The sequence below is a fragment of the Staphylococcus shinii genome (assembly GCF_017583065.1).
GTDB lineage: Bacteria > Bacillota > Bacilli > Staphylococcales > Staphylococcaceae > Staphylococcus > Staphylococcus shinii.
The window spans coordinates 320,144-333,555 of the sequence record NZ_JAGEVL010000007.1 but is presented as its reverse complement, the minus strand read 5'-3'; the positions used below and the strand labels follow the sequence as shown (position 1 = coordinate 333,555).

The following is a 13,412-nucleotide window of genomic DNA, read 5'->3' as shown; positions in this document are numbered from 1 at the left end:
CCTAAATACTCATACAATCCCCATGACACATTGGTGTTCATATATTTTGAATTATTGTATAGTAAAAAATAAAACAGTCTGGGACATAAAGTTCTTAGACAAAGGAAGCACTCAGATGAATTAAATCATCTGAGTGCTGTTTTTCTGGGATTTATGTCCCAACCTCTTTCCATATATGGAAACGGCGGGAGTTCATTATACCGTTCATCTATACATTTAAATATCGCTATAAGCATTGTCATATCAAGTTTTACATTGTCTTACTATGTTAGTGTAAAATGTTAAAATTGCAAAAACATCATAAATTTGTGCACTATGAATATGTTCGTTACCGTATGCGTGAGATACTTAATAATATTAGTTTGTGCTTAATTAGTTTTTTAAAAATTTACTAATTCATTTTTTATAACCAATATATTTCTTCACTTCTACATAATCCCCTGTATCATAATTTAATTTACATTTATTTCCGACCCTTACTGTAGCATAATCAAACATTTCAATCATTATATATAATGATTCACTTATTTCATTAATATTTAAATGAGGATAAGTGTAAGTCAATTCACTATTTTTATTAGACCCTAAGTAATTGGGTAAGTATTTAAAACTCTTACCAAAATTAACTTGAAAATTAAACTTATAACCTTCATCCCACGCAAGCATTAAAAATAGCATTCTTCTACATATGTTCAAATGATCTATTGCATAAAGCAACTCATTCCTCCATATACCTTTCATCACATAAGTAGAAATCCAATAAAACTCATTTATACATTCATCAAATATTTTTTGATATGGTTTATTAATCCAATAACTTGAATCACTAGAACTATCGATATCTAACAACAAGTTGTTTTTATCAAGAAGTACTTGTATCAAATCATCTTCTGCTAAGTATTCAGGTATTCTATATTTAGATAATAATGTTAGGTCAATTCTATTGTAATCATCAAACAGCATTAATATTGGATAGCGTTCTTCTAATTCAGACGGGTATAAATCTTGTGCTTCTGGAAACTGAGTTATTATTCTATTGCCAAATTTATTTATCCATTCAAAATCAGTAATCATATCTTCTAAACTTTCAACAATGTAAACAATATCAAAATCTTGGTGTATATCCGATTGAATATTTTCATTAATTCTAGATCCATTCATACATACTGCTAATATATTATCATCTTGTTCAGCAATACTCAGAATTAAGTTCAACATTTCTTTTTGTGTTCTCATTATGCACCTCACTATATAACAATCCAATTATAAAAATTTTTTTAATTTTTGAAAAATAACTATTAGTCATTTTAGACTAATAGCTGTTACTCAATTTTATGTATTTGCTTTTATAACAAATCGCTAACTAATCGACGTACATTAAACGATCTAAAATGAATTTCTGACATTCACTCTCTGCTGCATCGAGAAATGAATAAACGTATAGCTTATATGTTTAATTGCTGATATTCACTTTTTAAAATCCCCATGTGAATATCAGTTTCATACTTGCCATTAATACAAGCTCCTTCTCTCTCTTCTCCTTCAATTTTGAACCCTACATTTTCATACGATTTAATAGCTCTTTTATTATAAGCAAGTACCTTCAAATAAATTCTGTGAAGTTTTAATTCATAAAAACCAAAGTTCAATATTGTGTTTGAAACCTTTGTTCCAATTCCTTTATTCCAATATTGAGGATTGAATATACCTATCGCAAACTTCGCTTTATTATTTTCATCGTCTATGGTTAATCTAACTTGCCCAATAAACTTCCCCTCATATTCAATAACCCATTCATAAGGGTCTGCTTTTATACCACATACTAATAATCGCGCTTTATCTAATGATTTATCTGTGTTTGGATTCATATTAGAGCCATACATTTCTAATAATTCTTTATTGAATGGAATTTTAAGATATTCTTTCGCATCATCATCAAACGCATCTCTTAACTTTATACTTTCATCTACTATCATTGTCTCCTTCATCTTCATCATCCTGTTCATAAAATTTCATATGTGGCTTTTCCTCTTTATAATAGTTTAATCTATCTTGTAATGTACCAGTATGTAGTTCTAGCTTATGGCCGTCTGGATCAGTGAAATATATTGATTTTTTATCTCTTAAGTCTCTAGTACGTCCCTCTAATATGTTCACATTATTATGTTTTAACCATTGATACCATTCTTCAAATTTACTTTCATCAATTGTAAACGCCATATGTGTATACGAGTATTGAATTTCATTTCTCGGTATATCCTTTTCTTCATTTAATGCTATCCATAGACCACCCAATGTGAAATAGGCTGTTTTATCACTCTCTACCAGAATATTAACTTTCAGAATATCTTTATAGAAAGTTATGGATTGTTTAATATTTGATACTGAATAAGTAACATGATTTATAGATTGAATCATACGCTATCACCTCATAGTAAAAATATATTTTAAAAATCTTTTCTATATCCATAAAACATTCTAAACCCCTGTTTTTCGTAAAATTTTGATGAATGGCTTGTTGCTAATAAGTCAATTCTTGTATCTGGATACATTTTATGTAAGTGATTTATCAACTCATTACCTATGCCCCTGCCTCTTTTCTGTTCTATTATAAGCAACTCACAGATAAACAAAGTCGTGTAACCGTCTGTTATACCTCTAATAAATCCTATAACATTACTGCTTTTATCGACTGCAACAATTGTTATAGAGTCTTCTAAAGATTTTCTATACATATCTTTATTTTTAACAAGATTTTGCCATCCTTCTTGTTTATTCAATTCATTAATTTGTTCCCAATAACATGAATGAAATTCTACCAATTTATATTCTATGATAAAAGCACATCCTCACTTTATAATTCACAGAATATTCTAACATAAATTCGCATAAAAATAACCACTCTGAAAAATAGTTCATTAATAAAATTGTGCTAAATAGTAATATTCCATCAAAATATAACATAAATATATTCCTTCATTAATACTTTTAATTATAACTTTTTGTTATCACTATTATTTTTTAGGTATAGTACAATTAAGTTAATATATCAATTTAATTGCTTAGTTTAAACACTATATGAAGATTACTTAATTCAATTTAAGCCGTTACGAGTGTTTAAATATAATGAAAGACAATATAAAGGGGAAATTAGATGAAGAAGTATTTAGGATTGTTATTAGCTAGCACATTGGTGTTAGGAGCATGTGGAAACAAAGAAGAAAACAAATCTGAAGATAAGAAAGAGGTAAAAGCACCAGAGAAAAACAAGAAAAAAGAAGACAAGAAATCTAATAAACAAGATAAATCCAAGGACACTTCTAACCAAGAAGTAGCGACACATGATGAAAACACTGAACAACAAACTAAAGAAGAAACTTCTCAATCGCAAGAAAATGGAAAAGTTGATGTGTCAAATATAACTGACCGTTCAATATTAGAGTCTGTTATATATGGTAATTATACCGAAATGGAAAAAATCAATGCTTATAATAGCGCTGTAGCTAATGGAGTTATACCTCAAGGAAATGTTATGGAAGGGCCCGCAAGTGCTGCCTATGAAAGTTCATTAAAAGTTGAAAGTGGCGAAGTTGAATCAGTTTACGAAAAAAATTCTAATGACACTAATGATTATTTAGATGAAGATACTGCGGAACAACAAAGAGAAGACGCTACTGGTGGACCACGATCGTTCCGTGAAATCAAAGAACAAACCGGTAAAGGGGCAAGTGATTTTACAGAAGCAGAAAAAGAAGAAGCTAATGCATACGCAAGAGAACATTAATAAATCAAGGGGCGTCCTAAATATTTTGGCTCTTTGTCAAAGAGTCAAAAATATAGGGCAAGCACATAAGTGCCTACCCTTGCATGTCCACTCAACATCTTAGAGGAAGTGGGTTACTTACTTATATATCAAAAACCTTTACGTTTAATTTGTCTGTATACAAATATGATTGCAACTATTAAAGTTATACTATCAAGTATCTTTATAAAAATTGAACCAAACTCTAAAACTTCAATTTGAAAAATTGCACCTATAATAGGTAGACTGAAGTTAAATATTATTAGAATTAATAGTATAGCCAATATTATTTGTTGAGATTTCGGGATAATATCTACTTCCCTTTTATGTTAAATTGTCTTAGTACAAAGAAATATTGAATAAAATTATTACTTTTTATTATTAGAATTAGAAGAAAATAAAAATGCACCAAAAAATAATAATGGAAATATGGCAAATAAACGTATATTAAAAGAATTATCATCAAAAATAATTGGTAAAGAAATATAAATTATAAATGTTACTACTAAAAATATTAGATAAATTTTTTTATTAATACTCATATGTAAAACCTATAAAACAATTGCTATAAATGCTCTAGCAACAACATATGCAAATTGTTTATTAAAACCGAAATTATTGTTTAACCCATTCGCTATACCATCTGCTAAGTTGCCTTCAAAACCCGTTAAAATATCACAAAATTTATTGATACTTTGATAATGGAACATAACGAGTTTAGTAGCTGTTGTATTTTCTATTTTCTTCACCAATTTATTCCATGCCTTTTCACCAACTTTATTTACAGTAGCTCTAATAGCTTGGGCTCCTGCTTTTGCAGTCATTGTGGCTTTGCCTCTTTCAGCTACACCATCTCTATAATTTTTCACTTGACCTTTTAGCCTATCAGCAACTGCCGGATCTTTAAAATCACTTTTACTATTACCAATCTCTTTTAAAAGTGCATCACCAATCTTTTTTCTTTGATCCATTTCTTTATCTATTTCACCTATAGTTTCAGCATTAGCTTTACCAGAATCTATAGTAAAATATACGGGACCAGATAAAATTGCAGTAGCAACACTAGTAGTTAATATTTTTTTAATTTGCTTATTCAACGTTAAATCTCCTTTTATATAATGTTTCTCCAAATTACTATATAAAATAACATTCCCAACATAAGTTTAACACAATTAAAATTCAATTCAATTAAGGTGGTGTAAAGATAAAATTAAGCTAAGCCACCCACCAGAACTTATACTGGTGGATGGCTTAGTCTAATCCTCCAACGGAACATCATCTATAATCTTAGTTCTACTAGGATGCATTTTTCTGTTACTCCTCTGCATCCTCTAGTTGCTTAAGTACAATTAGTGGTGTGATTTTATTATCTTCAGTAGCAATTGCTATGCCAGAAACACCAGCAAACCCTATAACTCCATCTAATCATGAAGCTCAAGCTGCCAGTAAAGGGTTTAAATATTTCACTACAGTTAATGGATATACTGCTGCAAGTGATTTTGCAACTAAGTCAGTTGGATATGCAGCTGCTGGAGGTTTAGGATACTTAGCAACCGGAGGAGCAGGTGCAATAGTTGCAGGAACTGTCGGTGGACACCTATCTGCAGGTCTAAGTGGTATAAAAACTGTATACATAACAGATAAACAATACATTAATAAAGCAGGTCAAATAGAACATCATGCAACATTATATAAAAACAAAAGTAAAACTAAAAAAGCAGGAACTGCAAAATGGATAACTTCTACAACTTATCCAAATGGAAATAAAGAAGCAGGTCATAAATAATATAATAGTCCATGTATTTAATTAAATACATGGACTATTACTATTAATATACCTAGAAACAAATAAAAATAAAAGCCTACCCATAGGCTTTTATTATCAATTTTCACTTCTTTATCTGAAAAACTTCTCCTTTTTTGTTGAAACTTACCTACAGATACTTGAAATAACAAACATATAATAATGAATGCTACTATAAATAGTACGCTTAATACCACATTAAGCATTTAAACACCTCCTTTTTTTAGTCTATTAAAAATTTCAACTTTATTCAGTTGCTTTATTGACTTTGAACCTCAGAAAATCTACCTATTCATTTAGGTGGGGTTTTGCATATTTCTTATTATTTTACAAACCTTTTTATTTAATTTTTAAAATCTTTTTGTAGTTAAACTCCATTCATAATTGGCTCGTACCGCATTTTCAACTCTAGAAACATATTTTATTATCTTGCTATTAAAAGGTTCGTTATCTGCGTATAATTTATTTTTAAGTTCACTATATTTTTTTATTTCTAGAACAGTTAACTCTTTTACATTTAATAATGCTTCTTCTATAGTGCAATCATTTTCTTTTTGCACGCTTATTATTAAATTATGTATCTCGCCGTTATCTATCTCTTTTTTTAATGACAAAATATCATTTGTCCAATTAGCGATTTTATTTGCTGAGGTCATTAATTCATTAAAGTTTTTATCACGTGCATTAGTAGTAACGAACGTCGCATCTCCTCTTTCAACTAAATCAAAACAAATATAAACACTACCACTATGTTGACGTTTTTCAATATAAGTTTCTATATCGGGCACATAATTTTCAATTTCATTTTCAATTTCCCAAATATTGATTCAAAACATTTGTCTATGCTATTAATTATTCTAGTTTGCCATTCTATTGGCGCCCCTTTTCGTGCGCGTTCCCACCAATTTCACCAACCATTTATAAATGGATCTTCTTTATAATAGTCTAATCTATCTTGCAATGTTCCTGTATGTAATTCTAATTTATGCCAGTCTGGATCAGTGAAATATATTGATTTTTTATCTCTTATGTCTCTATTACGTCCTTCTAATATATTCACATCGTTATCTTTTAACCACTGATACCATTCATCAAATGTATGTTCATCAATTGTAAATGCCATATGCGTATATGAGTATTGAATTTCATTTCTTGGTATATCTTTTTCTTCATTAAGCGCTAGCCACAGACCACCTAATGTAAAATAAACCGTCTTGTCACTCTCTACTAAAATCTCAGCTTTTAATATATCTTGATAGAAAGCAGTAGACTTATTAATATCTGATACAGAATAGGTAATGTGGTTTACAGATTGAATCATGAAATAGTACCTCCTCACTAACAATTTCTAAATTAATTTTATTTGAGTTTTTAAAACAAGTGATATATTGATTCAACAATATCTTTTATATTTTTCTTCATTATAATAAACTACATATTTTTAAATATATAAAAATAACACATCGGTATTGTTAGGTGTATAACCAAGCATACGTAGCATTGTAACAATCTGCCCTTTATGGTGGTACTCGTGCGTAACTGAATGAAATAGTAATTGACGCACTGTTTTCATAATCGACTCATTTCCTTGTTTCCATGCGGGACTTTTCTCTATATAGTTATCCAATTCATTACTGCTTCTTTTTAAAATGTCTTCCATGTAATTATCCGCCTGTAAAAAATATTGCTTTATATCATCTATTTTCAATTCTTCAATCTCTTCACTTGTAAACAATGGCGTTTTTGTTTTCTCAAGAACAAATGAACCTAGCCATGCATGGTAACAACCTGCTATATGTATTAAAGATTTTTTTATACTTTGGAATCCAAAGTCAAATTCTTTAGAGAATTCATTTTCATTTAAAATACTACATTGTTCTAATAAAATATTTCTGTTCTGTTTAACCCATTCATACTCATTTAACCCCTAATATTTATTTACAGAATATTCTAACATAAATACACATAAAAATAACCACTGCAAAGAGTGATAAATTAATTAAATTGTGCTTAATTGTAATCTCTTTCTCAAAATACTATATAAGTAAATTCACATATAATACTATTGTTCATAACTTTTTGCTATCACCATTATCTTTTATATATAGTACAATTAAGTTAATAATTTATTTTTTAGGGGATGCATAAATGAAAAAGCTATTATTTTTAGTGTTAGTTAGTTTTCTAGTATTAGCTGCATGTGGTCAAGATGAAAGCAAATCGGAAGATAAAAAAGAAACTAAATCGACTGATAAAGAAAGTAAGAAAGACAATAAGAAATCAGATAAAGAAAAAGATAAATCAGATGATAAGTCTAATGAAAAAGTAGCGGGCAAAGAATCACTAGAGCAAACGAATACACAAGAACAGCAAACTACACAGGAACAAGTGAATACTCAACAACAACCTGTTCAGTCACAAGAGAAATCACAATATGAAGAGCAACAAAACTCACAAGACGGTAATAACGAGCAATCAAATATACCTGCTGGTGACGCTATGTTTGGTGAATATAAAGATGATGGTTCTTATTGTACAGTTGGTGGTTGTTTAACACCTGAACAACAAAAAGATCAAGAAGAAGCAAACTATGAAGAGATGGAAAATCAAGGGTATTCTCGTGAAAAGTATGATGAAATCCAAAATAAAGCAGAAGAATTGCAACAACAAAGAGACAATGGAGAAATCTCATCAGAAGAGTTCACCGATAGTTATCTTGAATTATATGACTGATAATTCTATTTAATATATTTTTATATGGGCATTTAACAATGCCCTTTTTTATTTTATCTCCACAATATCTTTCAAATCAACTTTACTTAATCCAATTTATTCATATAAATATAATGTTTGTGTGTGAACATCTACTTTCTGTATGTAGCCTTCTTTAGTTTGAATATATCCGTCGACAAAATAGCGCAATTCAATTGTAGGCTCGTGATACATTTTTAATATCAACTTATTAGTTAAATCGTTCAATTGGTGGTCGCTTAATGACGGTCTAGCAATTTTATTTTGGTCTTGTATGTATTGTTCTAGTTGCTTGTATTGTTTGGGCAGTGTTTTAAAGGCTTACCACTTAACCATGACACGCCCTTGTCGTATACGTGGGTTAAGATATTCTCTTGGTATTTTCCGATAATCAGTTTCATATTTATATTCATCTGGTGCGTCTGGATTTATTACTTTCATATTATCACCCCATGAATATAATAGAACCCTTGTTCGTATATGTAAAGATGTATATTGTATATAAATGGACAAAAAACAACCACCCCGTGACTAGTGTGGGTGGTTATTATCAAAGAAACTTAAATCACATTAGCCATAATAATCAAAGTTACTCCACAAATAGCAGCAATAATAGTAAAATAAACGCAACTTTTATAGCTAACTTTTTTATCACTTTTACTTATTATTTTATAAATCTCATATAACCAAAGAACAAATGCAAAAATTCCAAACACAACAAAACCTATTCCTAATACATAACCTATAATATCTAAAAACATAATTATTGCCTCCTTTAAATTCAATTTAAAACAATAATAACAAATAATTATAATTGTGAATCTAACATTATTGTCATATTCAATTCAGTACTAACTAATATATAATCATTAATTTCACAAAAAAATGGGGCAAGCACTTAAGTGCCTACCCTTAATACAATCACGTGGTGTACTTATATTGCACCCGTTTATTATATTTAATTTTACCAAATAATTCTTTTTCATATTTAATACATTCTTGTTTATCGGGGATTCTAGCAATTGCACAGTAGAATGAACTCTTTTATCTCCAAGAATTAAGTATAGTCACAGATAATAAAGATACATATTCTATTACTTAAGCTAATTTGCTCAACGATCCATCAAATATTTGCTTTACTCTGGCCTCAGTTACATAAAAAACCTTCCCAATTTCTTTCTATGAATATCCTTCACTTAACAACCAAAATATATAATGCTCTTTATCTGGCCCAACTTGTTCTACAATCGACTCTAATTCATTATAAATTATCACGTCTTCAATATTATTATCGTCATAAAAGTCTGTTTCCACTTGATCATTAAGTTCAAAAAAATCACTTAAATCATTATTACATTCATTTACATCATCATTTTTCTGTACACTATGATAGTTAAGTATAAATTGCTTTAATGTAGCTTTATCATAATTCATATATTTATCACAATCCTCACACTACAGTTGCTCTTCTATGCTTCTTAGCACTGTTATTACGGTTAAAATACTTAAATCTTTTTGTAGTTTGTCAATCGTCTCATAAGCCTTTATACGTCCATTAGAATGCATAAAATCCATCACTTCTTTTTACTCTTGTTTTGTATTAATTTAATGTGCACTCAAAAATAAAAAGCCTATGACCAATTCAGTCATAGGCTTTCCTTATATGGAGACGGCGGGATTCGAACCCGCGTCCAGAGGTTCTGATACTAGCACTTCTACGTGCGTAGTCTATCAATAGGTTTCGCATAATGGGAGGTGATAGACATCCGTCATTATGCTAGTTTGATTCATCTCTTCTAGGCAGACTTCAAACGGCAATGCCTAGCGTATCCTACTATAGGTTGAATCGCGTTAACGGTACATAGGAGATACCGTTAGGCGATGCAGAGTGCTATTACGCAGCTACTGCGAAATTATTGTTTTCTTTGCCAGTTATTATAACTGTGTGTGTTGGTGACGGAGACAACCCTCCGACACGCTTAACTAGCTCATGGAACCCCTGTCGAATCCAAAAACGCCCCCAGAATAATATTAAATGTACTTTCTGCTAACTTCGTAATCACTTTATAACGACTATATAGTAACTACTAAGCTTTTTCAGAAAGCACATATTATATTACCAAAGATTATCGTCTTTGGCAATATATCCGCTTAATAACGGGCTTTCATCTCTCTAGCTACATCACGTTGTACTGCTTTTTCTTTTAATGCTTGGCGTTTATCATATTTCTTCTTACCACGAGCAACACCTAATAAGACTTTGCAGTGACCGTGTTTGAGATAGAGTTTCAATGGAACAATTGAATAACCAACTTCACGTGTACGTTCACCAAGTTTTTCAATTTCACGTTTGTGCAATAATAACTTACGTGAACGACGTGGATCATGGTTAAATCGGTTGCCTTCTTCATATGGTGCAATATGCATGTTGTTTAAATACATTTCACCACGGTTAACTTGTGCGTAACTATCTTTAAGATTTGCACTGCCTCGGCGAATCGATTTAATTTCTGTTCCTTGTAACACAATGCCCGCTTCAATCGTATCTTCAATATTATAGTCATGTCTTGCTTTACGATTTTCTGCTAGTGTTCCTGGTGATTTTTTCTTTGGCATTGAGTTTCACCTCTTTGTTGAGTTATTTTTTCTTCTTGCGCGCTTTATTTTTCACTTTTTTGTCTTTGTAAAATGGTTTGTGTTTCGTATTACCTTGTTCTTGTTTCCCATTGTTACGTTTGTTTTTACCTTTACGCTGTTTCTGTTTAGTACGGTTACCTTTACTATTTCTATCATCTTTTGATTTGTCTGATGATTTAGTACGTGGGTTAGCTTGAATCGTCTTACCACGAGAAGGTCTTTGGCCGCGTTCATTTTTAGCCAAAGGCATACCTACAATTTGAAAATCAATCATACGTTCATCAACATCAACATTGATTACTTTGATCTCTACAGGATCGCCTATACGGAATACTTTAGCTTGGCGTTCACCAATCATAGCCATTTGACGTTCATCAAAGTGATAATAGTCATCTGTCATGTTGGAAACATGAACCATACCTTCAATTGTATTTGGTAATTCAATAAACATACCAAAGTTTGCCACTGAACTAATGATACCTTCGAATTCTTCGCCAATATGTTGTACCATGTATTCGGCTTTTTTCAGTTCATCTGTATCACGTTCAGCTTCAATCGCTCTACGTTCTCTTTGTGACGTATGTTCAGCAATTTCAGGGAGTGCTTCTTCCCATTTATTTTTTTCTTTTCTATCCATAGACTGTTCTACAATGTACTTGCGAATTAATCTATGCACAATTAAATCAGGGTATCTACGTATCGGTGATGTGAAATGGGTATAATACTCTGCTGATAAACCAAAGTGGCCCAAGTTTACATCATCATAACGTGCTTGTTGCATTGAACGTAACATCATCGTTGAAATAACCATTTGTTCTGGTTGACCTTCAACTTCTTGTTGGATTTTCTGTAAAGTGGATGGGTGAATATCTTCGCCTGTCCCTTTAATCATTAAACCAAAATTAGTTACAAAGTCAAAGAATTGACGTAGACGTTCTGATTTAGGTTGCTCATGGACACGATAAATAAATGGTACTTCTAAACGATCAAAGTGTTCAGCAATTGTTTCGTTAGCTGCTAACATAAATGATTCGATTAAACGTTCACCTTCGCCACGTTTTCTTAATTGAACATCAGTTGGGATACCTTCTTCATTGACGAGTACTTTAGCTTCATCAATGTCGAAATCAATTTCACCACGACGTCTTCTCATATTAATTAAACGTTGAGACAAGTCTTGTGCTAAGTCAAGCATCGGTGTAACTTCGCTATATTTATTACGAGTTTCTGCATTTTGATCCGTTATAATTTCATTTACTTCATCATAAGTCATACGATAATTTGAATGAATTACACTATCAAAAATTTTATGTTTAACAACTTCACCACGCTCATTAAGCTCCATTTGACAACTTAAGGTCAATCTATCTACTTTAGGATTTAATGAACAGATACCGTTACTTAAACGGTGTGGAATCATTGGAATTACACGGTCAACTAAATACACACTTGTTGCACGGCTATAGGCTTCTTCATTTAACGCTGAACCTTCAGTTACATAGTAACTTACATCTGCGATACTTACTGTTAGTTGTGTATTTCCGTTACTTAATTTTTTAACACTAATAGCATCATCTAAATCTTTCGCATCTGCGCCATCGATAGTAATTGTCAATTCGTCACGTAAATCATGACGTCCTGCAATTTCTGATGGTTCGATATGATCTGGCACTGCTTCAGCTTCTGCTAAAACATTATCAGGAAATTCAATCTCGATTCCATGTTGATAAATAATTGATAAGATATCTACACCTGGATCATTCTTGTGGCCTAAAATTGCTGAAACGATACCTTCTGGATTATCTGTACCATCAGCATATTTCGTAATTTGTACGAGCACTTTATGACCGTCAACAGCTCCAAGGTTTTGACCTTTTGGAATAAAGATATCTTGCATAATTCGTTTATCGTCTGGTAGTACAAAACCGAAATGACGTGCTTCACTATAGGTACCAACCACTTGAGTAACTGAATGTGTTTCTATAGTTTTAACTTCGCCTTCAACCTTCCCTTTGTGGTCCCCTTTAGATTGGTGTATTTCAACTAGGACTGTATCACCGTCCATAGCTCTGTTTATTTTCGTAGGTGGGATAAAGATGTCATCCATATCCTCTACTTCTGGACGTAAGAATGCAAAGCCTTTCTTATTCTGGCTAAGTTTACCTTTTATCAATTTTGGTTGTTTGGACTTTTGTGATTCCTTGCGTTGATATCTATCTGTTTTTGTACGTTGAATTAAACCTGTTTGTTCTAATTCAACAAGCACCTTAATTAAGTCTCTAAATGAGTCGGCACTATTTAAACCTAATGCATCTTGAAAATCAGACACAGACATTGGTTCATAATCTGGTTGTTTAATAATTTCTTCAATGGATTGCTTTAAATTCATTATGCCCCTCCTTTCTATTTTTAAATATT

At 31.2% G+C, this 13,412-nt stretch carries 15 protein-coding genes, 1 other RNA gene and 2 pseudogenes; 3 read left to right on the top strand and 15 right to left on the bottom strand.

All coding sequences use genetic code 11. From position 1 onward, the window contains the following. Window positions 1-396: 396 nt before the first annotated feature. The 4 genes from J5E45_RS11270 to J5E45_RS11255 form a co-directional block, all read right to left on the bottom strand. Window positions 397-1,236, bottom strand: coding sequence for an aminoglycoside 6-adenylyltransferase (locus J5E45_RS11270; protein WP_208182229.1), 840 nt, complete (start codon window positions 1,234-1,236; stop codon window positions 397-399). A gap of 209 nt (window positions 1,237-1,445) precedes the next feature. After that, window positions 1,446-1,988 carry a GNAT family N-acetyltransferase gene (locus tag J5E45_RS11265; protein ID WP_208182228.1) on the bottom strand — a complete coding sequence of 181 codons (543 nt, stop codon included), beginning with the start codon at window positions 1,986-1,988 and terminating at the stop codon, window positions 1,446-1,448. After that, window positions 1,963-2,418: a FosB/FosD family fosfomycin resistance bacillithiol transferase gene (gene fosB / locus J5E45_RS11260; RefSeq protein ID WP_208182222.1), complete on the bottom strand. Its 456-nt coding sequence runs from the start codon at window positions 2,416-2,418 to the stop codon at window positions 1,963-1,965. Before fosB (J5E45_RS11260) ends, J5E45_RS11265 begins: the two co-directional genes overlap by 26 nt. Before the next feature lie 29 nt (window positions 2,419-2,447). Continuing rightward, entirely contained in the window at window positions 2,448-2,822 is a 375-nt protein-coding gene (locus J5E45_RS11255; RefSeq protein WP_208182220.1) for a GNAT family N-acetyltransferase, read from the bottom strand. A gap of 332 nt (window positions 2,823-3,154) precedes the next feature. On the opposite strand from J5E45_RS11255, the gene J5E45_RS11250 reads away from it, so the two are divergent. Beyond that, complete coding sequence (locus tag J5E45_RS11250) at window positions 3,155-3,784, top strand: hypothetical protein (protein WP_208182219.1); 630 nt, start codon at window positions 3,155-3,157, stop codon at window positions 3,782-3,784. Between the two features lie 569 nt (window positions 3,785-4,353). On the opposite strand, the gene J5E45_RS11245 is transcribed toward J5E45_RS11250, so the two are convergent. Beyond that, complete coding sequence (locus J5E45_RS11245; protein WP_208182217.1) at window positions 4,354-4,899, bottom strand: hypothetical protein; 546 nt, start codon at window positions 4,897-4,899, stop codon at window positions 4,354-4,356. A 290-nt stretch (window positions 4,900-5,189) separates the two neighbouring features. Between J5E45_RS11245 and J5E45_RS11240 the strand changes: the two genes are divergently transcribed. Beyond that, window positions 5,190-5,588, top strand: a complete 399-nt coding sequence (locus J5E45_RS11240; protein WP_208182216.1) for a hypothetical protein — start codon at window positions 5,190-5,192, stop codon at window positions 5,586-5,588. A gap of 17 nt (window positions 5,589-5,605) precedes the next feature. Here J5E45_RS11240 and J5E45_RS11235 read toward each other — a convergent pair whose 3' ends face one another. From J5E45_RS11235 to J5E45_RS11220, 4 genes and pseudogenes are all read right to left on the bottom strand, one after another. After that, complete coding sequence (locus J5E45_RS11235; protein WP_101094540.1) at window positions 5,606-5,812, bottom strand: hypothetical protein; 207 nt, start codon at window positions 5,810-5,812, stop codon at window positions 5,606-5,608. A 144-nt stretch (window positions 5,813-5,956) separates the two neighbouring features. Next, the gene (locus tag J5E45_RS11230; protein WP_257934658.1) at window positions 5,957-6,418 is read right to left on the bottom strand and encodes a terpene synthase family protein; all 462 of its coding nucleotides are present in this window, start codon (window positions 6,416-6,418) and stop codon (window positions 5,957-5,959) included. Window positions 6,419-6,513: 95 nt separating this feature from the next. Further along, window positions 6,514-6,927, bottom strand: coding sequence for a metallothiol transferase FosB (gene fosB, locus J5E45_RS11225; protein WP_119585781.1), 414 nt, complete (start codon window positions 6,925-6,927; stop codon window positions 6,514-6,516). A gap of 120 nt (window positions 6,928-7,047) precedes the next feature. Then, a pseudogene (locus J5E45_RS11220) lies at window positions 7,048-7,509 on the bottom strand (DinB family protein); the annotation flags it as partial. Between the two features lie 245 nt (window positions 7,510-7,754). Between J5E45_RS11220 and J5E45_RS11215 the strand changes: the two are divergent. Continuing rightward, window positions 7,755-8,339, top strand: coding sequence for a hypothetical protein (locus tag J5E45_RS11215; RefSeq protein WP_208182214.1), 585 nt, complete (start codon window positions 7,755-7,757; stop codon window positions 8,337-8,339). 96 nt (window positions 8,340-8,435) lie between these two features. On the opposite strand, the pseudogene J5E45_RS11210 reads toward J5E45_RS11215, so the two are convergent. The 6 genes and pseudogenes from J5E45_RS11210 to rnr form a co-directional block, all read right to left on the bottom strand. Further along, window positions 8,436-8,798: pseudogene (locus J5E45_RS11210) on the bottom strand (YolD-like family protein). Window positions 8,799-8,917: 119 nt separating this feature from the next. Then, a complete protein-coding gene (locus J5E45_RS11205) occupies window positions 8,918-9,118 on the bottom strand; it encodes a hypothetical protein (protein WP_208182213.1) in 201 nt (66 codons plus the stop codon). 418 nt (window positions 9,119-9,536) lie between these two features. Next, window positions 9,537-9,791 carry a sigma-70 family RNA polymerase sigma factor gene (locus J5E45_RS11200; protein ID WP_237282880.1) on the bottom strand — a complete coding sequence of 85 codons (255 nt, stop codon included), beginning with the start codon at window positions 9,789-9,791 and terminating at the stop codon, window positions 9,537-9,539. A gap of 227 nt (window positions 9,792-10,018) precedes the next feature. Next, window positions 10,019-10,379, bottom strand: a transfer-messenger RNA (tmRNA) gene (gene ssrA, locus J5E45_RS11195). 129 nt (window positions 10,380-10,508) lie between these two features. Continuing rightward, window positions 10,509-10,973: an SsrA-binding protein SmpB gene (smpB, locus tag J5E45_RS11190; RefSeq protein WP_039068656.1), complete on the bottom strand. Its 465-nt coding sequence runs from the start codon at window positions 10,971-10,973 to the stop codon at window positions 10,509-10,511. A 22-nt stretch (window positions 10,974-10,995) separates the two neighbouring features. Then, window positions 10,996-13,383 (bottom strand): ribonuclease R, encoded by a 2,388-nt coding sequence (gene rnr / locus J5E45_RS11185; RefSeq protein ID WP_208182211.1) that lies wholly within the window; start codon window positions 13,381-13,383, stop codon window positions 10,996-10,998. Window positions 13,384-13,412: the final 29 nt, after the last annotated feature.